The 19,974-nt window shown below is 38.4% G+C and carries 17 protein-coding genes; 9 read left to right on the forward strand and 8 right to left on the reverse strand.

Annotated features, from left to right (window positions below; genetic code table 11):
* The first annotated feature begins 513 nt into the window (after positions 1 to 513).
* Positions 514 to 1,029 (forward strand): hypothetical protein, encoded by a 516-nt coding sequence (locus H5157_RS05910; protein WP_024604547.1) that lies wholly within the window; start codon positions 514 to 516, stop codon positions 1,027 to 1,029.
* A gap of 10 nt (positions 1,030 to 1,039) precedes the next feature.
* Here the strand turns inward: H5157_RS05910 and H5157_RS05915 are convergent, their stop codons facing one another.
* From H5157_RS05915 to ampD, 7 genes are all read right to left on the reverse strand, one after another.
* A complete protein-coding gene (locus tag H5157_RS05915) occupies positions 1,040 to 1,720 on the reverse strand; it encodes a tRNA-uridine aminocarboxypropyltransferase (protein WP_024594643.1) in 681 nt (226 codons plus the stop codon).
* Between the two features lie 136 nt (positions 1,721 to 1,856).
* Positions 1,857 to 3,281, reverse strand: a complete 1,425-nt coding sequence (gene lpdA / locus H5157_RS05920; protein WP_024604548.1) for a dihydrolipoyl dehydrogenase — start codon at positions 3,279 to 3,281, stop codon at positions 1,857 to 1,859.
* 205 nt (positions 3,282 to 3,486) lie between these two features.
* Complete coding sequence (gene aceF, locus H5157_RS05925) at positions 3,487 to 5,403, reverse strand: pyruvate dehydrogenase complex dihydrolipoyllysine-residue acetyltransferase (protein ID WP_182724355.1); 1,917 nt, start codon at positions 5,401 to 5,403, stop codon at positions 3,487 to 3,489.
* A gap of 10 nt (positions 5,404 to 5,413) precedes the next feature.
* Positions 5,414 to 8,080 (reverse strand): pyruvate dehydrogenase (acetyl-transferring), homodimeric type, encoded by a 2,667-nt coding sequence (aceE, locus tag H5157_RS05930; protein ID WP_002957763.1) that lies wholly within the window; start codon positions 8,078 to 8,080, stop codon positions 5,414 to 5,416.
* Between the two features lie 90 nt (positions 8,081 to 8,170).
* Positions 8,171 to 8,920, reverse strand: coding sequence for a pyruvate dehydrogenase complex transcriptional repressor PdhR (gene pdhR, locus H5157_RS05935; protein ID WP_002957764.1), 750 nt, complete (start codon positions 8,918 to 8,920; stop codon positions 8,171 to 8,173).
* Positions 8,921 to 9,272: 352 nt separating this feature from the next.
* A complete protein-coding gene (gene ampE / locus H5157_RS05940) occupies positions 9,273 to 10,124 on the reverse strand; it encodes a beta-lactamase regulator AmpE (protein ID WP_182724356.1) in 852 nt (283 codons plus the stop codon).
* Between the two features lie 13 nt (positions 10,125 to 10,137).
* Positions 10,138 to 10,692, reverse strand: coding sequence for a 1,6-anhydro-N-acetylmuramyl-L-alanine amidase AmpD (ampD, locus tag H5157_RS05945; RefSeq protein WP_024597570.1), 555 nt, complete (start codon positions 10,690 to 10,692; stop codon positions 10,138 to 10,140).
* A gap of 326 nt (positions 10,693 to 11,018) precedes the next feature.
* Here ampD and nadC point away from each other — a divergent pair, with 326 nt between their 5' ends.
* The 8 genes from nadC (at position 11,019) to yacG (ending at position 19,336) form a co-directional block, all read left to right on the forward strand.
* Positions 11,019 to 11,870: a carboxylating nicotinate-nucleotide diphosphorylase gene (gene nadC, locus H5157_RS05950; RefSeq protein WP_182682553.1), complete on the forward strand. Its 852-nt coding sequence runs from the start codon at positions 11,019 to 11,021 to the stop codon at positions 11,868 to 11,870.
* Positions 11,871 to 12,354: 484 nt separating this feature from the next.
* Positions 12,355 to 12,768: a pilin gene (locus H5157_RS05955; RefSeq protein WP_200219551.1), complete on the forward strand. Its 414-nt coding sequence runs from the start codon at positions 12,355 to 12,357 to the stop codon at positions 12,766 to 12,768.
* 63 nt (positions 12,769 to 12,831) lie between these two features.
* A complete protein-coding gene (locus tag H5157_RS05960) occupies positions 12,832 to 14,175 on the forward strand; it encodes an O-antigen ligase (protein WP_182724357.1) in 1,344 nt (447 codons plus the stop codon).
* A gap of 87 nt (positions 14,176 to 14,262) precedes the next feature.
* Positions 14,263 to 15,492, forward strand: coding sequence for a type II secretion system F family protein (locus H5157_RS05965; protein ID WP_182724358.1), 1,230 nt, complete (start codon positions 14,263 to 14,265; stop codon positions 15,490 to 15,492).
* A 162-nt stretch (positions 15,493 to 15,654) separates the two neighbouring features.
* Complete coding sequence (locus H5157_RS05970) at positions 15,655 to 16,548, forward strand: A24 family peptidase (RefSeq protein ID WP_182724359.1); 894 nt, start codon at positions 15,655 to 15,657, stop codon at positions 16,546 to 16,548.
* A 1-nt stretch (position 16,549) separates the two neighbouring features.
* The gene (coaE, locus tag H5157_RS05975) at positions 16,550 to 17,191 is read left to right on the forward strand and encodes a dephospho-CoA kinase (RefSeq protein WP_182724360.1); all 642 of its coding nucleotides are present in this window, start codon (positions 16,550 to 16,552) and stop codon (positions 17,189 to 17,191) included.
* Positions 17,192 to 17,317: 126 nt separating this feature from the next.
* Positions 17,318 to 18,994 carry a type IV-A pilus assembly ATPase PilB gene (gene pilB / locus H5157_RS05980; protein WP_149603263.1) on the forward strand — a complete coding sequence of 559 codons (1,677 nt, stop codon included), beginning with the start codon at positions 17,318 to 17,320 and terminating at the stop codon, positions 18,992 to 18,994.
* A gap of 111 nt (positions 18,995 to 19,105) precedes the next feature.
* Positions 19,106 to 19,336 (forward strand): DNA gyrase inhibitor YacG, encoded by a 231-nt coding sequence (gene yacG, locus H5157_RS05985; protein WP_024597564.1) that lies wholly within the window; start codon positions 19,106 to 19,108, stop codon positions 19,334 to 19,336.
* A gap of 72 nt (positions 19,337 to 19,408) precedes the next feature.
* Here yacG and H5157_RS05990 read toward each other — a convergent pair whose 3' ends face one another.
* Positions 19,409 to 19,897, reverse strand: coding sequence for a periplasmic heavy metal sensor (locus H5157_RS05990; RefSeq protein WP_039488264.1), 489 nt, complete (start codon positions 19,895 to 19,897; stop codon positions 19,409 to 19,411).
* Positions 19,898 to 19,974: the final 77 nt, after the last annotated feature.

Below are 19,974 nucleotides of genomic sequence, written 5' to 3' on the forward strand. Positions count from 1 at the left end.
CAGCGTCAGGAAGATGCGAAAAGGATAACAACAAGGCTAAGTTGTTCAACAGGATGTTGAAGGAATAAATGGACAGGCCTTTAAGGCAACACAAGGGATTGGTTAAAACAAGGATACACTAGGAAGTGTAATTAAGGATTTGGTAATAGTATTTACCCTACAGGATGTTTAGGAATTAAAGGATACAGGCCCGGACGGTCTACATTACATAGAACTAAAAAGTAATATAGTAATAAACATGGATTAGTGAAAATTGGAGTTGATTAAGTTCAATTGCAGGATGCAGAAAATTAGAAGATTCCGCAAGCGCGCCTAGAGATAGAGCGCGCTTTTCTTTGCCTAAAATTTGGGTGAGTAAAGCACTGAGCAACTATCACTAATCTTTACTGAGTAATATCGCGTCACAGCAAATCAATGCTAAGACCTTAAAATACTTTATTAATATTTTAAATTTCGCTAAGTTTTTTATTAATTGCGCCGATAACTAAATAACGCAAGGATCATAAATACTCAATGGATATGAATTTTAAAACATCTCAAAGTAATACCTTTTTATGTAAAGTATCAGACGCAAGTACAGCAAAACCAATTGGTGTATTTAGTGCCCAAACCCCCAGCGAAAATCCCTATAAAGCTTTATTTAACCCCAAAGGTTATAACTTTTTAAATATGCCAATGAGTGAGTTTAAAAATATACTTAACGAAATTATTCAGTTAGAACGCGACATTCGTATTAGCAAGTGGGGTGAAGGTGCTCGACCTGATGAGTTTAGTTATCAACTTAATAGAATAGCAGACGCAATTGCAACGACTCAATTTAATGGCAAAATAGACATTAACTGCTACTTTTTAAAACGAGTTGAAGAAGCAAAAGAAATGATTGGTGAAGACTGTATCTCGTTTATTCAAGTGCATAATAGTATAAGTCAATTGTATAATACTGTTTTACAATTAACATCTGAAGAAGGCTTCAGAGCAATTCAAAATAAAGCACTTGCTCACTTAAAAAATCAGCAAGCATTTGCTTAACTTCGTAAAATTAACCTTCTAGCGGTCGGCCTTTATTGCGCTTACCCAATAAATACGCATCACGAAACTTAATAAAATGCTGCTCTAATTTTGTCGATGCATCCATTTCGCCCGCAAGTGCTAATACCATAATAGCCACTTCAGCAGTGCCTAGTTGATGCGCATGAGGGGCTACACGTAATCGGTAATCAGATAGTTTATCAGCAGTAACAGAAAGTACAGGCAAGTTATCTAAATAAGGGCTTTTGCGAATCATTTTTTTAGCTTCGCGCCACGTACCATCTAAGAATATAAATAGCGGCTTTTTACCTGATTCAATACTCACTTCTGTAATGGCTCTGCCCTCTTCTACATCTTCAGCAGGAAAGACGACCATAGGCTGATACTGCGAATCATTTATTAAAGCTAAAAGAGCGGGGTTAGGATCTGTTCTATCCCATCTAAATGCGTGGTTATCTGGCACTATTTCAGCAATTAAACGCCCTGTATTAGAAGGTTTAAAGCTTTCATTATGATACATCAGTAAGCACACAGCGGCCTTACAATCTGCATGCTCAACACCTTTGCAAATACAGTAGTGCTTAGCAATCAGGCATTGTTCACAGCGATCTAATTTACCGCCTCGAGCATTAAACTCTCGACGAGATTCACTTATTTGTTGAGCGCGTAATGCTAAAACTGAGTTTTTCACTGTATTTACCTTCAATTAATTAAGCGCGCATTGTAACGACTTCTTGTTATTTAATCTTATATTTATCTAAGTTAAAAATAGACATAAAAAAACCCAACCGAAGTTGGGTTTTTTAAGCAAATACTAAGAAGTTAAATTACTTCTTTTTAGCTGCTTTTTTGTTTGGTAAATCAGTGATTGAACCTTCAAAAATTTCAGCTGCAAGGCCGATTGATTCATTCAATGTTGGGTGAGCATGAATTGTAAGCGCTAAGTCTTCACCATCAGCACCCATTTCAATACCTAAACCGATTTCGCCAAGCATTTCGCCCGCGTTAATACCGATCATAGCACCACCGATTATACGGCCACTTTCTTTATCAAAGATAAGTTTAGTAGAACCTTCAGTACGAGCAGATGCAATTGCACGACCAGATGCTGCCCACGGGAATACCGCAGTTTCAACTTTTAAGCCTTGCTCTTTTGCTTCTTTCTCAGTAACACCTACCCAAGCGATTTCTGGGTCTGTGTACGCTATTGAAGGAATACATTTAGGGTCGAAGAAATGCTTCTGACCAGAAATAACTTCTGCAGCAACATGACCTTCATGAACCGCTTTATGCGCAAGCATAGGCTGTCCAACTAAGTCACCAATTGCAAAAATATGGCTTACGTTAGTACGTAATTGCTTATCAACATTAATAAAGCCACGCTCATCAACGTTTACGCCCGCTTTTTCAGCATCAAGTAAGTTACCGTTTGGAGTACGGCCAACTGCAACAAGTACTTTGTCGTAACGTACTGGTTCTGCTGGTGCGTTTTTACCTTCAAACGTTACGTATAAGCCGTCTTCTTTAGCTTCAACACCAACAACTTTAGTTGAAAGCATTACGTTGAATTTTTTGCTTACGTATTTTTGGTAAATTTTAATAATGTCTTTATCAGCGGCTGGTACTAATTGATCAGCAAATTCTACAACATCAATTGCAGAACCTAGCGCACGGTAAACCGTACCCATTTCAAGACCGATAATACCACCACCAAGTACAAGTAGTTTTTCTGGTACGTCTTTAAGTTCTAATGCACCAGTTGAATCAATTACACGGTCATCTTCTGGGATGAAAGGTAAGTTAACTGGTTTAGAACCTGCTGCAATAATCGCGTTATCAAACGTGATAGTTGTAGCGCTGTCTGCGCCTTCAACTACTAAAGTATTGCTGCCAGTGAATTTGCCGTATCCAGATACAACTTTCACTTTACGCATTTTGGCCATGCCTTCTAGTCCACCAGTTAACTGGCCAACTACAGAATCTTTCCAAGTACGAACTTGGTCAAGATCGATTTTTGGTGCGCCAAAAGTAACACCGTGAGATGACATTTCTGCTGCGTCATCAATCACTTTAGCTACGTGTAAAAGTGCTTTAGAAGGAATACAACCAACATTAAGACATACGCCACCTAATGTTTCGCGAGATTCTACTAATGTAACTTCTAAGCCCAAGTCAGCAGCACGGAAAGCCGCAGAATAACCACCAGGACCACCGCCTAGTACAACAACTTGAGTTTTTAATTCGTTGCTCATGCTTTTACCTTAATTGTTTGAACGGGACACTGCCCTAAAATTTAACTGCCATGTTTCTGCAAGGCAGAAAGAGTGAGCAGCGCACAAAGTGATGCAATTCGTACAAAGATTGTATCATTGCAAATGGTAAAAATCCCAGCTAAAAACAACTGGCTGGGATTTGATTCTATTTATTTTATTGCGTATACCAATTTTACTAAACTGGTTACATCACCAACTGGCGAATATCGCTCATGTAACTTGCAAGAGTCACAGTAAAGCGTGCAGCTAATGCTCCGTCAATAACCCTATGGTCGTATGACATAGACAGCGGAACCATTAGTTTTGGTTCAAACTCTTTGCCATTCCATTTAGGTTTCATTTCAGATTTAGATACACCTAAAATAGCAACTTCTGGCGCATTAACAATCGGCGTAAATGCCGTACCGCCGATACCGCCAAGGCTAGAGATAGTAAAACAGCCACCTTGCATATCAGACGATGTAAGCTTACCGTCACGTGCTTTAACAGATACTTCCATTAGTTCACGTGATAATTCAATAATGCCTTTTTTATCAACATCTTTAAACACTGGCACTACTAAACCATTTGGCGTATCAACAGCAACACCGATGTTAATGTACTTCTTAAGAATTAAACTTTCGCCGTCGCTAGACAGTGAAGAGTTAAATGTTGGGAAGTCTGCAAGTGCTTTAGCCGCTGCTTTCATCACAAACACAAGTGGTGTGATTTTAACGCCAAGCTTTTTCTTCTCGCTAAGTGCATTTTGCTCTTTACGGAATACTTCAAGGCTTGTGATATCAGCTTCATCAAACTGTGTAACATGTGGGATTTGTACCCAGTTACGGTGTAAGTTTTTACCTGATAGCTTTTGAATGCGAGACAGTTTTTTCTCTTCAATTTCACCAAATTTAGCAAAATCTACTTTAGGCCATGGAATAAGACCAAGCTCACTACCACCTGCGCTACTACCTGCAGATAATTGACCAGATTCAACTTGCTTAACTAGGTTTTTAACATAGTTTTGCACGTCTTCTTTAACTATACGGGCTTTGCGACCAGTGCCTTTAACGTTAGCTAGGTTAATACCAAACTCACGCGCTAAACGGCGAACAACGGGTGATGCATGAGCATACGCGCTGTTTTCTGTGAAACTTTCATTACTTGCTTTTGCAGGTGCTGCTTGAGCCGTTGCTGACTCAGTTTTAGCCGCTGCTGCAGGTGCTGATTTTTCAGCTGGTGCAGATGCCGCTGGCGCACTGCCTGCAACTTCAAATACAAAAATTAATGAACCAGTCGATACTTTATCGCCAGCGGCTACTTTAATTTCTTTAACTGTACCTGCAAATGGAGCTGGTACTTCCATTGCAGCTTTGTCGCCTTCAACGTTTAAGATTGATTGATCTTCTGAAACCTCATCGCCAACGGCAACCATAATTTCAGTTACTTCAACTTCATCGCCACCAATATCAGGCACGTTAACTTCTTTAGTGCTTGGTGCTGAACTTGCTGTTGAGCTCTCAGCTGGCGCTTCTACAGGAGCCGACTCTTTAGCCGGTGCTGCAGATTCACTTCCTGCTACTTCAAAAACAAACACTAACGAGCCAGTTTTAACTGTGTCGCCAGCGGCTACTTTAATTTCTTTAACTGTACCGGCAAATGGAGCTGGAACTTCCATTGCTGCCTTGTCGCCTTCCACGTTTAAGATAGATTGCTCTTCTTCAACGGTGTCACCAACAGCAACCATGATTTCAGTTACTTCAACTTCATCATCGCCAATATCTGGTACAGTTACTTCTTTAATTGAAGAACCTGTAGAAGCAGCTGGTGCTGCCTCTTCAGATTTAGCTGGAGCAGCGGCTGATGTATTTTTCTCATCAGTGCCTTCACTCTCGCCTTCAAACAAAAATACTAAAGAGCCTGTTGTAACGGTGTCGCCAACGTTAACTTTAATCTCTTTTACAGTCCCCGCTTGAGAAGCAGGTATTTCCATTGATGCTTTGTCGCCTTCAACATTTAGTAATGATTGGTCAACATCTACTTTATCGCCAACGCTTACTAATATTTCGGTTACTTCTACTTCGTCGTCACCAATATCAGGTACTTTAATTTCAATACTCATTGCAAACCTCTTATGCGTACAGTGGGTTAAGTTTGTTAGTGTCGATGTTGAACTTTTTAAGTGCTTCAACAACTACTGACTTCTCAACTTCACCGCGTTTAGCAAGTTCAGATAACGTAGCAACAACAACGTAGCTTGCGTTAACTTCAAAGTGACGACGTAGGTTTTCACGGCTATCAGAACGACCGTAACCATCTGTACCTAACACTTTGTAGTTGCTGCTTGGAATGAATGAACGCGCTTGTTCTGCGTAGTTTTTCATGTAATCCGTTGCTGCAACAGTCACAGAGTCGTTTAATACGCTTGTGATAAATGCTGTTTTTTGCTCGCTTTCAGGATTAAGCATGTTAAAACGCTCAACATCTTGACCATCACGCGTTAGCTCATTGAAAGATGTTACTGAGTAAACATCTGATGCAATACCATATTCTTCGCTTAAGATTGAAGCAGCTTTGCGCACTTCAGTCATAATAGTACCTGAGCTTAATAGCTGTACGTTGGCTTTTTTACCTTCGTAACTTTCAAGCTTGTAAATACCTTTACGAATACCCTCTTCAGCGCCTTCTGGCATAGCTGGCTGATGGTAGTTTTCGTTCATAAGCGTTAGGTAGTAGTAAATATTTTCTTGGTCGTCACCGTACATACGACGAATACCGTCTTGTACAATAACTGCAACTTCAAACGCGTAAGTTGGGTCATAAGAAACACAGTTAGGAACCGTGTTTGCAAGAATGTGGCTGTGACCATCTTCGTGTTGTAAGCCTTCACCATTTAGCGTTGTACGACCCGCTGTAGCACCTAATAAGAAACCACGTGCTTGTTGATCGCCCGCCATCCATGCCATGTCGCCAACACGTTGGAAACCAAACATAGAGTAGTAAATGTAAAATGGGATCATTGGTAAATCGTTAGTGCTGTATGAAGTTGCAGCAGCAACCCATGACGACATAGCACCTAACTCATTGATACCTTCTTGCAATACTTGACCAGACGTTGCTTCTTTATAGTAAGAAACAATATCACGATCCTGTGGCGTGTAGTTTTGGCCATGCGGGTTGTAAATACCGATTTGACGGAATAAACCTTCCATACCAAATGTACGCGCTTCATCTGCAATAATTGGTACGATATTTTTACCAATGCCTTTATCTTTTAATAAGATATTAAGTGCACGAACAAAGCCCATAGTAGTAGATATATCACGCTTTTGCTCTTCAAGTAGTGGCTTAAATGCATCTACTTCTGGCAACGTAAGTTTTTCACTAAACCGTGGGATACGCTTAGGTGTGTAACCTTTAAGCTCATCACGACGCGCATGTAGGTACTTGTACTCTGGTGAACCTTCTTCAAGCTCTAGGTATGGTAATTCTTTTAATTGCTCTTCAGATACTAAGTCATCAAGACCAAGGCGTGAACGTAAATGTGCAACATGCGACATGTCCATTTTTTTCACTTGGTGCGCAATGTTTTTACCTTCAGCGGCTTCGCCCATGCCGTAACCTTTTACAGTTTTAGCAAGAATTACAGTTGGACGACCTTTTGTCTCTTCTGCTTTTTTAAATGCAGCAAATAGTTTTGATGGCTCATGACCACCACGCTTAAGCGCAAAAATTTCATCATCTGTCATATCTGCAACAAGGGCAGCTGTTTCAGGGTAGCGACCAAAGAAATGCTCACGCACGTATGCGCCATCTTTAGCTTTGTATGTTTGGTAATCGCCATCAATTGTTTCGTTCATTAACTGTAGTAATTTACCTGTTGTGTCTTTAGCAAGCAGAATATCCCAACCGCTGCCCCACACTAGTTTAATTACGTTCCAGCCAGCGCCTTTAAACAAGCCTTCTAACTCTTGAATAATTTTACCGTTACCCATAACTGGGCCGTCTAAACGCTGTAAGTTACAGTTAATTAAATAACAAAGGTTATCTAATTTTTCACGTGCAGCGAAAGAAATAGCACCACGTGATTCTGGCTCATCCATTTCACCGTCACCTAAAAACGCATATACACGTTGGTTTTTAGTGTCTTTTAAGCCACGACCATCTAAGTATTTTAAGAAGCGTGCTTGATAAATTGATGAAATAGGACCTAAGCCCATTGATACCGTAGGGAACTGCCAAAACTCAGGCATCAACTTAGGGTGTGGGTACGATGGTAAGCCTTCGCCATCAACTTCTTGGCGGAAGTTATCTAGTTGCGCAGCCGATAAACGACCTTCAACAAATGCTCGTGCGTAAATACCTGGAGAAATATGACCTTGGTAATAAACTAAGTCACCACCGTCTACATCATTTGGTGCTTTAAAGAAGTGGTTAAAACACACTTCATAAAATGCAGCAGATGATTGGTAAGACGCCATATGGCCGCCTAAGTCGAGATCTTTTTTAGATGCACGTAGAACGATCATAATCGCGTTCCAACGTATAATTGAACGAATACGACGTTCAAGATTTACATCACCTGGGTAAGCAGGCTCTTGATCTACAGGAATAGTATTAACGTAGTTCGTGGTAATACCCGTTGGCATATCAACGCCGTCTAAACGGGCTTGCTCTAATACTTGCTCAAGTAAAAACTGAGCTCGTTCAACACCTTCTTCGCGCACAACTGATTCAAGAGCTTGTAACCACTCTTGTGTTTCTAGCGCGTCTACGTCAATTTTATTGACTTCAGACATATGGAGGTTTCCTTATGTTTAAAATACGAATATTGTTAATTTAATATCACAGCTACTTAATTTGTGTGTTCAAAGTAGTTATGTACTAACTTAATTTTGTTTAGTGCGTCTTAAACTACGTTCAATTCGCGAATGCTCTTTGCCTGCTTCAAGTAGTGCTTCTTCGATAAATGCTAAGTGCGCATTACTTGCTAAACGGGCTTGTTCTGGATTACCGTCAATAACGGCATCCATTAATAAACGCCTGTGTTGGGCTAACTGACTGCTAATATCTGACTTTTTTAATAGAACAGTTAAATTTTGCAATACATTTTGCTCAAGCAGCGCTTTCATACCTCTAACTAAATGCAGTAACACCACATTGTGCGAGGCTTCTGCCACGCTAAAGTGAAATGCATTAATTGCTTTTGCTTTTTGCTGTAAATCATCATTAACTAAGGCAATTTCATCAAAGCTTTGTTTTACTTTGCTAAAATCGTTGCTGGTCCCGCGCAGTGCTGCGTAGTAAGCAGCAATCCCTTCTAATGCATGACGAAATTCAAGTAAATCAAACTGCGACTCAGGGTGCTTACTAATCAAATCAAAAAGTGGATCAGTAAGCCCTTCTTCGAGCTGATTTTTTACAAACGTGCCGCCACCTTGGCGACGCGTAACTAAACCTTTCGCTTCTAATTTTTGAATTGCCTCACGCAGTGACGGGCGAGACACTTCAAACTGCTTTGCTAGTTCACGCTCTGGTGGCAACTTTTCACCTGGTGCTAACGAGCCTTCAAGAATCATATTCTCAAGTTGCTGTAAAATAACATCAGATAATTTTGCTGCTTTAATCTTTAAAGACATGAATCAACGTCCGCGTTGTATAAATACCAAGAGCCCATAAAACGGGGCTTTAAGTAGTGTGATTTACCCAAAAGGTAAATTGGTCATACCAAAAATTTTCAATACGGTATCAAAAACACTATTAGCTGTCAATTTACAGGTAGTTTGAGCAATTAAAGTAGCGTAACGCATTTTGAACGAAGATCAAACAATGCGCAATTTGCAAAAATTGTTATAACGTATTTGGGATGAAAACAATTGGTCTGACCAGAATGAATTAGAATATTAGCTCTATTTTATTGAATTTAAAAACTGCAGGAAGAGATTAAAGCACCTTACATTACATAAGGTACTTTATTAAAAAGGCATCAACTTAAGACAGCCCACCAAATAATGTAAGCAACGCTATAAGTACTAAGTAAAATAATACATTGCGCTTAACAAGTTTAATCATACACGTGGCTTCGTAGGTACAGCCGTAATAACGCTTTTCAACTTGCTCTGCAGCAAGTGCAGTACATGTTACTACTTCGCGATTTGGAGATTTAAAGTTAAGTACGTAACGTAGCCAACAACTTGTGCCTTTATTAAAGTTACCTATTACTAAATAACCAAAGCTGGTGATGCGTGCAGGCAACCAGTCAAGCCAGAACAGTAGTTTATGTATAAGTTTAAAACGCTTAGCAAATATTACTTTATGATCATCTCGTACTAAATCAGCTAAAGTACGTACCAGTGCATATAAAACCGCGCCTGGCGCACCTAAAACAACAAACCAAAAAATCACCGCACAGTAAAATCTAAAGTTTACCCACGCCAATGTTTGCCCAAAGGTTTCGCCACCATCTTGATCATCAGTACGCTTTTGACCTATTTGCAACGCATATAAAGATGCAGCAGTACCGTCATCTCGCGTTAAGGCATTTAAGTACGACTTATATAAAGCACGCTGCTTGGCACAACCAAAGCAAACCAAAAGCACGGCAATATTAATAGCTAACTGCCATAGTACAAAATCAGATAAGCAATAAATAAACGCTATTGCTATTACTGGGAGTAAAAGCCAAATTAAAAAACCCGGAGCAGAACTAAATAAGCCTTTGTCACCTAGTAGTTTGTTAGAGCGATTTAAATAACCATTTGTGTAATAGCTTACCTGCCAGTAATTAGACCGAGCCCCTAAACGCTCCAGTATTAATGCAATTATTATAGAAACTAAAATCATGGAAATAACTCTCTTAACTTAGTTGTTCAAGCATATTAAAAAACAATGGCCAATTAAAGCTACTGCCAGGATCGGTTTTACGTCCCGGGGCAATATCGCAATGCCCAACAATACGCGAAGGGGTAATTTTTGGATAGCGTTGTATTATAGATTTACTAAGTGTAGCTAATACTTCGTATTGCGCTAAAGAGTATGGCGTGGTGTCGGTACCTTCAAGCTCAATGCCAATGCTAAAGTTATTACAAGCAGATACGCCCTCAAACTTAGATTGGCCAGCATGCCAAGCACGTTTTTCAAAAGGCACGTATTGTATAACCTCACCGGTGCGCTTTATAAAGCAATGGGCCGATACACGTAAATTTTTTAAGTCACTAAAACTCGAGTGAGCATTGCAGTCAATGCTACCCATAAATAACTCATCAACAAAAGGTGTACCAAACTGCCCTGCTGGCAAAGATATATTGTGAATAACCAGTAAAGAAATATCAGCCTCATCAGGGCGCTCATCAAAATGCGAACAAGGCCGCTGCGCTACAGTACTTAAAACACCGTCTAAATCTATTTTCATGATACGTTTATTATATAAATATCAAGATATACATAGCACTGATGCTAAAGGATTTATTAAAACAATGATAGTAACAAACAGGTATAAAACCCTACCTGCAAATAATTCAAACCCACACGTAGGTGCTAATTTACGTCCGCTCATGTAACGTAACTTTTGAAATTAAAAGCGAGATATAATACCTCATCTACAGGTAATACAAACCCACACGTAGATACTAATTTACTATAAGCACTTATCTTTATATTGGTGAAAAGGCAATCGCTTCTCTTTCTTTTATAAACATAGTAAAATTTGCTTAATTTATTAACGCTTATGAGCATTCCATGTCTATTTCGCACACTCTTATTACTCAGCTTGTTACTCTTGCACTTGACGAAGATTTAAATTATCAAACAGCACAAGAAGGCGATATTACCGCGCAATTGATCCCTCAAAATGAGCAAGCAAACGCCAAAGTAATCACCCGCGAAGACTGTATTTTTTGCGGAAAAGACATCATCCTTGAAGTATTTAAACAAGTAGACCCAAGCGTTAAGGTTAATGTACTTATTAATGATGGCGACGCAGTTAAAGCAAACAGCACATTATTTACAGCCACTGGTTCAGCGCGTTCAATATTAACTGCCGAGCGTACTGCACTTAACTTTGTACAAACGTTATCGGGTACAGCCACTACTACAGCACATTATGTAAAAGAGCTAAGCGGCACAACAACGCAACTACTCGATACACGCAAAACCATACCAGGCCTTAGAGCACTTCAAAAATACGCAGTAAAATGTGGTGGGGGTGCAAATCATCGTATTGGTTTATTTGACGCATTTTTAATTAAAGAAAATCATATAGCGGCTTGTGGCACAATAAACAAAGCCGTAACTCAGGCTAAACAAAACCACCCAAACAAACCTGTCGAAGTAGAAGTAGAATCACTCCCTGAACTTAAGCAAGCAATTGAAGCTGGCGCCGACATAATTATGCTCGACAATTTTAGCGTAGAGCAAATTAAGCAAGCAGTAATTTTAACCAATAAGCGCGCCAAACTAGAGGTTTCAGGCAATATGACCCTAGAAACGCTCAAAACTTATTCACAAGCAGGTGTCGATTTTATATCAAGCGGGGCATTAACAAAAAACTTACAATCAATCGATTTATCGATGCGTTTTGAACAATTTTAAAGTAATAATGGGTAATTAATACCGCTAATTAATTGACAAGTTAAGTAAAAAAGCATTAAATAACCCAAAAGGCTTACTTTGTAACAAATTGTTAAATAAAATAGCTTTTTTTATAAGAAGATACGTGCTAAATACTAAAATAAAATGGTAGACTAATTCTGTTGTACTATTTTATTTAAAAAGGTAGTCATAAATAACTAGTTGCTTTAGTTTTTAAAGACATAATTAAAAACTAAAGCAACTAAACTACTTACTTTATGCCTATACTATTTGTTGCTACAACATGTAGTGCATTTAGTAAACTTTTATAATTAGTACTAAACATAATGAATTCACATTCGGCTTTTGTGTTTCATACTCTAAAGCTAAAGTGTAATAAAATTAATTTTAAGTAAAACTGTAAAGTAAATCAGTTAAATTGAGTGAGGCATTTTGCCGCTTAAGTGATTTAAGTTACAAAAATCTATCCTTTAGGAGAGGAAACATGAAAACAATGACTCAAAAACAACAGGGTTTCACCCTAATTGAATTAATGATTGTAGTAGCAATCATCGGTATTCTTGCAGCAATTGCATTGCCTGCGTACTCTAAATACCAATCGACTTCGAAATTAACAGCAGCCTTAGCTGAAATCTCATCTGGTAGAACTGGTTTTGAGATTGCAAAAAACAATGGTGACACAACACCAACTTTAGAGCAAATGGGCTTAACATCACCAACACAAAATTGCACAATTACACCTGGAGAAACAACAATTGAATGTGTAGTTGTTAATGCTCCTACACAAATCAAAGATGCAAAACTAACTTGGACAAGAACAGACGCTGGAGCTTGGTCTTGTAAAACATCTAATCTTACAGACTCAACTTTGGCACCTAAAACATGTCCACAATCTTAATCATTTCTTGATTACTAAAAGCGCCTAGTTTGGCGCTTTTTTAATGCGTAAGAATCAGCATTCATGAATATAATAAATATAAAAAAGCCATCGCTTATCAGCTTGTTTTTTCTGTTTACGCTAATACCTTTAATTCCCATAATTTCATACGACTACCATAACCACCAACGTATCATCCAAATAGCTTTTTTACTTTTCACAAGTATTCTAGTGCTTACAGCTTTTTTAGGTAATAAAAAACCTACTTTTAAGCTTTCACTAAATAATAAAAGCAGTGTGTTATACTTAATTTTCATTTTTTTTGGTTGCTTATCTGCATTGATGAGTGTGGAGCAAAGTTTTAGTCTGCTGTACACATTTCATATAAGCTTACTTATTTTCACCATGTATTATGTAAGTACTATAAATAATAAAAAACCTATTTTATTTATTGTTTATGCATTACTGATAACCCATACAAGCCTCATTTTAATATGTCTACTTAATATAATTTTTACGCTATCTGAACAACAACCCTTAAACCCCTACATAATCTACTCAGGTTTTATTAACATTCGCTTTTTTAACCAAGTACAGGTGTTTATTCTTCCCTTTTTGGTGCTACTCCTAAAGTTTAAAAGCATTCAGCGCATTGTATTTATTATTTTGTTTTTAAACCTATTATTAATATTTATTGGCCAAGCTCGTGGGGCCTTACTCTCATTTTTAGCTTTCTCTATTTTTGCTCTTGCTTTAAAAACTACATTAAAAAAGCAAGTACTTACCGGATTAGCCTGCTTTATATTAAGTTGTATTGCTTTTTATGCTCTGGACTCATTAAATAGAGGAGGTGCTGAAATACTACGCACATCCACCTCGGGCCGTATTGATTTATGGTTTAATACTATTTCAAGCCTATCTTTAAAGCATTTATTTATCGGCAATGGTCCTGGAGTATTTGAAATGTCACTTGGCAGTTCAGCTCCTTACAGTCACCCTCATAATTCATTAATTGAAATTTTAAATGAATGGGGTCTTATCGCCCTTATATGTATTTTAACCGCTGTTTTTACAACATTTAAAAAAGCGATAACACATTTAAAAAAGCATAAAAAAGACATCATTACTGAAAGCCTCTTTTATTCTTTTGCTATAGGAATTACATACTCACTATTTTCTGGTGTGCATGTAATGCCGGTTTCGCAAACACTCTTATTTATAATGTGGGGGTTGCTACTTGGTAGAGTTGATAAAAAAAGAGGCCAAAGCATTTCAATAAATAAACCCTTAAAAACTTTAATTGCCATTTTATTTGTTTTTACATGGTACCTTTACTTACAAAAAGCGATAAGCATATATAATAATATTGACCCAGATAAGGGCTATATTTATGGACCTAGATTTTGGTCCGTAGGACAGCGATTTTAAAACGCTTCAACTTTTCTACCAAGAATCATTAGTTTAAGTTATGCTTGTAATAATGAAGTTTAAACCAAATTCAGCTGGGTACTCTTAATGGCAAAAAAACAACAAGATAAAGGCCTCGATACTTTTCAGTGGGTCGGTGTAAGTGCACGAGGGAAGAAACTTGAAGGCGAGCTTACAGGTAATAGTATTGCATTAGTAAAAGCTCAGCTTCGTAAGCAAGGTATCACTCCTTCAAAAGTGAAGCGTAAAGCAAAACCACTGTTCGGTATTCAAAGTGTTCAAAAGGTAACCCCTAAAGATATAGCACTACTTACTCGCCAAATTGCGACTATGTTGATGGCGGGCGTTCCTTTAATACAGGCCATTGAAATGATTGGCTCTGGCTCGACCAATAAAAGTGTCGCCAAATTAATGGAAACTATTGCTGATGAAGTAAAAGCGGGGCAACCACTATCTACTGCACTTAGAAAACACCCACGTTATTTTGATGATTTATATTGCGACCTTGTAGCCTCTGGCGAGCAATCTGGTGCACTTGATAAAATATTTGACCGAGTTGCTATATATAAAGAAAAGTCCGAAGCGCTAAAATCAAAAATTAAAAAAGCGATGTTTTATCCTATTTCAGTATTAGTAATCGCCGGCATTGTAACCTCAATACTATTAATATTTGTAGTGCCGCAGTTTCAAGATATATTTGCAGGTTTTGGGGCAGAGCTTCCTGCATTCACTTTGTTTGTTATTGGCATATCAGACTTTATGCAAGCATATTGGTGGATGATACTAATCGCTATTGTAGCTTTTGGATACGCTTTTAAAGAAGCAAAACTAAGAAGTTTAAAGCTCAGAGATGCAACCGACCGAGCTATACTAAAACTGCCAGTAATTGGTATGATTTTAAACAAAGCAGCTGTTGCTCGCTATGCACGAACTCTGTCGACTACGTTTGCTGCAGGTGTGCCGCTGGTTGATGCGCTTGACTCTGCCGCAGGCGCTTCAGGTAACGCAGTGTACCGATATGCCATCTTAGATATTAAAGTTGAGGTTAGTTCAGGTAATCAGATGAACTGGGCAATGCGTAACTCAAAAATATTCCCTGATATGGTAATACAAATGGTTGCGATTGGTGAAGAATCTGGCTCACTAGACGGCATGCTCGCTAAAGTAGCTACTATTTACGAGCAAGAAGTTGATGATGCAGTAGACGGCCTTTCAAGCTTACTTGAGCCACTTATTATGGCTGTACTAGGTGTACTTGTTGGTGGCTTGATTGTTGCGATGTACTTACCTATTTTCCAACTTGGCTCTGTTATTTAATTACTAAAAATAACAATTTACAGAAAATAAAAGAGAGGCTTACTTTCTGGTAAGGCATAGCTATTAATGTCTTCTCGTTTACTCTCTTTCACTTCTCTATGTGATAAATACTTCACTTAATTTTTAAACGCTTAATTTTTAAAATAATTTTCAGGTAATATGATGCAAAGTATTATTGAAGTAATGCAAAGCCAGTTGTGGTTTTATTTAACCACTATTGGCTTAATTAGTTTGTGTATTGGTAGTTTTTTAAATGTGGTTATTTATCGCTTACCACTGATGATGCAACGTGAGTGGCAAAGCGAATGCCGCATATTGCTAGATGATGAGCTTACAGCTAATAAATCTAAACAAGCCAATATCAATAAGCCTTTTAACTTAGTAAAACCCAACTCTACCTGCCCTAAATGCAAAACAGCCATTAAGCCTTGGCAAAATATTCCTATTATTAGTTGGTTAATACTTAAAGGTAAATGCGCAAGTTGCAGTAATCCTATTTCGGCCCGATACCCTGCTGTAGAGCTAATTACTGCCCTATTAAGTTTAATTGTTGCCTATAGCTTTGGTGCGACCGAGCAAGCCCTTTTATATATTTTTGTAACGTGGATATTGGTAGCTCTGACCTTTATTGATATTGACCACATGTTACTGCCAGATCAACTTACACTACCGCTAGTATGGCTTGCACTCATTGCCTCGGTAATGGGTTACACAATTACACCAACCGATGCCATTATTGGTGCGGCTTGTGGTTATTTAAGCTTATGGAGCGTGTTTTGGTTATTTAAGTTACTAACCGGTAAAGAAGGCATGGGTTATGGCGATTTTAAGTTGCTTGCTGTATTTGGGGCGTTACTTGGCTGGCAGTCATTGCTTACTATTATTCTGCTTTCGAGCGTAGTGGGTGCCATCATAGGTATTGCGCTGTTGAGCATACAAGGTAAAGACAAAGCGACCCCTATCCCTTTTGGCCCTTATTTAGCGATAGCAGGCTGGATCACCATGCTTTGGGGCAACCAAATTCAAGGCGCTTATTTTAATTTAATTGGTTATTAAAATGAGTGAGCAAATTACTAAAGTTAATAGCTGGGTACTAGGTTTAACTGGTGGTATTGGCTGTGGTAAAACGGCCATAAGTGACATGTTTGAAGGGCTTGGGATTACAATAGTTGATGCCGATATAATTGCGCGTGAAGTCGTACTCCCAAATAGCAAAGGGCTAAAAGCGATTACAGCCCACTTTGGTGAGCATATTTTATTGCCCGACGGCACATTAAATAGAGCAGAGCTTCGCGCAAAAATATTTACTAACAACAGTGACAAAGAATGGCTTAATGCGTTGCTACACCCTCTTATTCGCGCAAAAATACTAAACGATTTAAATAATGCAACTAGCCCTTATGTTGTTTTAGTAGCGCCTTTATTGTTTGAAAACAACCTTGATAAATATTGCGACCATACCTTACTTATTGACGTACCAACCTCTGTACAAGTAGCGCGTACAGCAAAACGTGACAACACAAGTAGTGAGCAAGTTAAAAGTATTATTGCCTCGCAAATGTCACGTGATGATAAGCAACAAAAAGCGGATGATATTTTAAATAACGACCGTAGTTTAAACCTAGTGAATATAGAACTTGTTGATCTTCATAAAAAGTACCTACAATATGCATTACACAACAAAACTAACTCACAATAACACTGTCCTAACTCACACAAACTCGTATTTTAGTTAGTAAAATCACAACAATGAATGAAAGGTGATGTAATCCCCTTCTTTTTTCTGATAAATTGCTTACTATTGAAGGAATAAAACAGGTGCGCAATGAATATTAACTCACCGTTATTGAGAAAATTTATAACCCTTGGCCGCATTGATGCCGACACGGTTAAAAACAAACAAAATGAATTTGCCTCAACAGCTGAGCTTATTTCTAAATGTGGAAAAATCGATAGTAAAGATTTAGCTGAACAATGTATTGATTTGTTTCGCGTACCTTATTTTGATTTAAAAGACTTTGATCCTACAAGAATCCCGGCCGACCTCGTAAAAGAAAAACTTATACGTAAACATCACATTTTACCGCTTGTTCAAAAAGATCGAAAAGTTTATATAGCAGCATCAGACCCAACAGATTACGGCGCATTCGAAAACTTTGAGTTTAGTACCGGTCTTTCATGCGAAATTGTTGTTGTTGATTATATTCAACTCGATAACAAAATTGAGCAGTTGCTAGATGCCACTGGCAGCTTAAATCTAACTGATGACGAGTTTCAAGAATTTGCTGATTTAGACTCAGAAAGCCAAAGAGATACAGCACCACAAGATGACGATAAAGATGATGCGCCTATCATCGTATATATCAACAAAATTTTAATGGATGCCATTAAAAAAGGCGCCTCTGATTTACACTTTGAACCGTATGAGCACAAGTACCGTATTCGCTTTCGTATCGATGGTATTTTGCATGAAGTTGCAAGCCCACCTAATACATTAGCCACCAAGCTTTCTGCGCGTATTAAGGTTATGTCGAGACTCGATATTGCCGAAAAACGCAAACCACAAGATGGTCGTATTAAGCTAAAAATTACTGAACGCAAAAGTATCGATTTTCGTGTAAGTACCATGCCTACCTTGTGGGGCGAAAAAATAGTAATGCGTATTCTTGATTCATCAAGCGCTATGTTAGGCATTGATGTATTAGGCTATGAGCCTGAGCAGAAAAAGCTCTACATGGATGCGCTTGCCCAGCCTCAAGGGATGATACTAGTAACAGGGCCCACCGGTTCTGGTAAAACAGTATCGCTATACACAGGTTTAAATATACTAAACCAACCTGAGCGTAATATTAGTACTGCGGAAGATCCGGTTGAGATTAACCTTGAAGGTGTAAACCAAGTACAAATAAATATTAAAGCCGACATGACTTTTGCCAACGCACTGCGCGCATTTTTACGTCAAGATCCTGATGTAGTTATGGTAGGTGAAATACGTGACTTAGAGACCGCAGAAATATCAATAAAAGCGGCGCAAACAGGTCACTTGGTTTTATCAACATTGCATACAAACTCAGCGCCGGAAACAATCACTCGATTATTAAATATGGGTGTACCCGCTTATAACGTAGCAAGTTCGATTAGCTTAATAATAGCCCAGCGTTTAGCACGTCGTTTATGCCCTAAATGTAAAACGCCAGAACAACTTCCGAGTGAAGAACTTGCTCGCCAAGGATTTAGTGCCGAGCAAATTGAAGAAATGACGTTATATATGCCTAAAGGGTGTGATAGCTGTACTGATGGTTACAAAGGGCGTGTGGGTATTTACGAAGTAATGCAAATTACTCCTGAAATTGCCCAAATTATTATGCGCGGTGGTAATTCGCTTGAAATAGCAGACGTATCACTTAAAGCCGGTTTTAATAATTTACGTTTATCGGGTTTACGCAAAGCAGCCGATGGCCTTACATCCCTTGGTGAAATTAACCGCGTAACCAATTTTTAAAAGTCCCACAGTAAAAGATATAAGGCTCTAAGCTTTAAGCTCAGAGCCTTATATCTAGAGACTCATATCTAAGTAATGTAATATGCACCAAAAATTTGTAGAGAGTAATTTATGCCTACTGTTGTAAACTGCCCAACCTGTAAAACTAAAGTTGAATGGTCAGAGCAAAGCCCATTTCGCCCTTTTTGCTCAAAGCGCTGCCAACTAATTGATTTAGGTGAATGGTCGTTCGAAAATAATAAAATTTCTGCACCAATTACCTCGGCACAAGAGTTTAGCCAAGACATGATAGAAGATATTGAGGCAATGATGGCTAAAAATGAAGATGACTTTTTTAAATAATTTATCTTCATAATGCCCTAAATACAAAAACCAGCATTACGCTGGTTTTTTAGTATTTACAAAAAAGTAAAATTAACTTTTTTGTTTACGGTGCTTTTTATTCATACGCTTTTGCATTTTAGCAAACTTCTCTTTTTGCTCAGCGTTAAGCACTTGCATTACTTGGTGTTGTGTTTTTAGTTTAATTAAACCAAATTGCTCACCTTTTTCATGACGTTCATTTAATAGCTCTTTTGCTGCATTTTCGTCAAATGTTGCAGCCGAAAGTAATGCATCCATTTTTGCTTTGTGCGCTTCACGCATCGCTTTACGGGCTTCTTTATCGTCGCCACGCAGTGCTTTCATTTGTGTTTTTTGCGCTTCAAAAATAGCCTTTAGCTTAGTTTGCTGCTCATCTGTTAGGTTTAATTTTTCAACGCCGCGCTCAGAAAGTAAAAAACGAGCTTGAGAATGGCCTTGCTTATGTCCGTCGCCTTTAGCTAACACGCTACCAGCACCAAGCGTTGCTGTTGCTAAGCCACAGATAAGTACTAATTTTGAAAGTGTGTTTAATTTAGTCATAATCATTACCTTAATATTGGGTGGTTGTGGCTACTAAGCCAGTGAGTTAACTATACCTAACTCAACGCAAAGTAACG

It is taken from the genome of Pseudoalteromonas sp. SG43-3, assembly GCF_014164385.1.
Lineage (GTDB): Bacteria > Pseudomonadota > Gammaproteobacteria > Enterobacterales > Alteromonadaceae > Pseudoalteromonas > Pseudoalteromonas distincta.

Excerpts from the sequence above, each read along its gene's own strand:
- H5157_RS05990 (WP_039488264.1), bottom strand. The coding sequence starts at position 19,897 with ATGACTAAATTAAACACACTTTCAAAATTAGTACTTATCTGTGGCTTA.
- ampD (WP_024597570.1), bottom strand. The coding sequence starts at position 10,692 with ATGAAAATAGATTTAGACGGTGTTTTAAGTACTGTAGCGCAGCGGCCT.
- yacG (WP_024597564.1), top strand. The coding sequence starts at position 19,106 with ATGCCTACTGTTGTAAACTGCCCAACCTGTAAAACTAAAGTTGAATGG.
- pdhR (WP_002957764.1), bottom strand. The coding sequence starts at position 8,920 with ATGTCTTTAAAGATTAAAGCAGCAAAATTATCTGATGTTATTTTACAG.
- lpdA (WP_024604548.1), bottom strand. The coding sequence starts at position 3,281 with ATGAGCAACGAATTAAAAACTCAAGTTGTTGTACTAGGCGGTGGTCCT.
- H5157_RS05910 (WP_024604547.1), top strand. The coding sequence starts at position 514 with ATGGATATGAATTTTAAAACATCTCAAAGTAATACCTTTTTATGTAAA.
- H5157_RS05960 (WP_182724357.1), top strand. The coding sequence starts at position 12,832 with ATGAATATAATAAATATAAAAAAGCCATCGCTTATCAGCTTGTTTTTT.
- ampE (WP_182724356.1), bottom strand. The coding sequence starts at position 10,124 with ATGATTTTAGTTTCTATAATAATTGCATTAATACTGGAGCGTTTAGGG.
- H5157_RS05955 (WP_200219551.1), top strand. The coding sequence starts at position 12,355 with ATGAAAACAATGACTCAAAAACAACAGGGTTTCACCCTAATTGAATTA.
- coaE (WP_182724360.1), top strand. The coding sequence starts at position 16,550 with ATGAGTGAGCAAATTACTAAAGTTAATAGCTGGGTACTAGGTTTAACT.
- H5157_RS05970 (WP_182724359.1), top strand. The coding sequence starts at position 15,655 with ATGCAAAGTATTATTGAAGTAATGCAAAGCCAGTTGTGGTTTTATTTA.
- aceF (WP_182724355.1), bottom strand. The coding sequence starts at position 5,403 with ATGAGTATTGAAATTAAAGTACCTGATATTGGTGACGACGAAGTAGAA.
- H5157_RS05965 (WP_182724358.1), top strand. The coding sequence starts at position 14,263 with ATGGCAAAAAAACAACAAGATAAAGGCCTCGATACTTTTCAGTGGGTC.
- nadC (WP_182682553.1), top strand. The coding sequence starts at position 11,019 with ATGTCTATTTCGCACACTCTTATTACTCAGCTTGTTACTCTTGCACTT.
- pilB (WP_149603263.1), top strand. The coding sequence starts at position 17,318 with ATGAATATTAACTCACCGTTATTGAGAAAATTTATAACCCTTGGCCGC.
- aceE (WP_002957763.1), bottom strand. The coding sequence starts at position 8,080 with ATGTCTGAAGTCAATAAAATTGACGTAGACGCGCTAGAAACACAAGAG.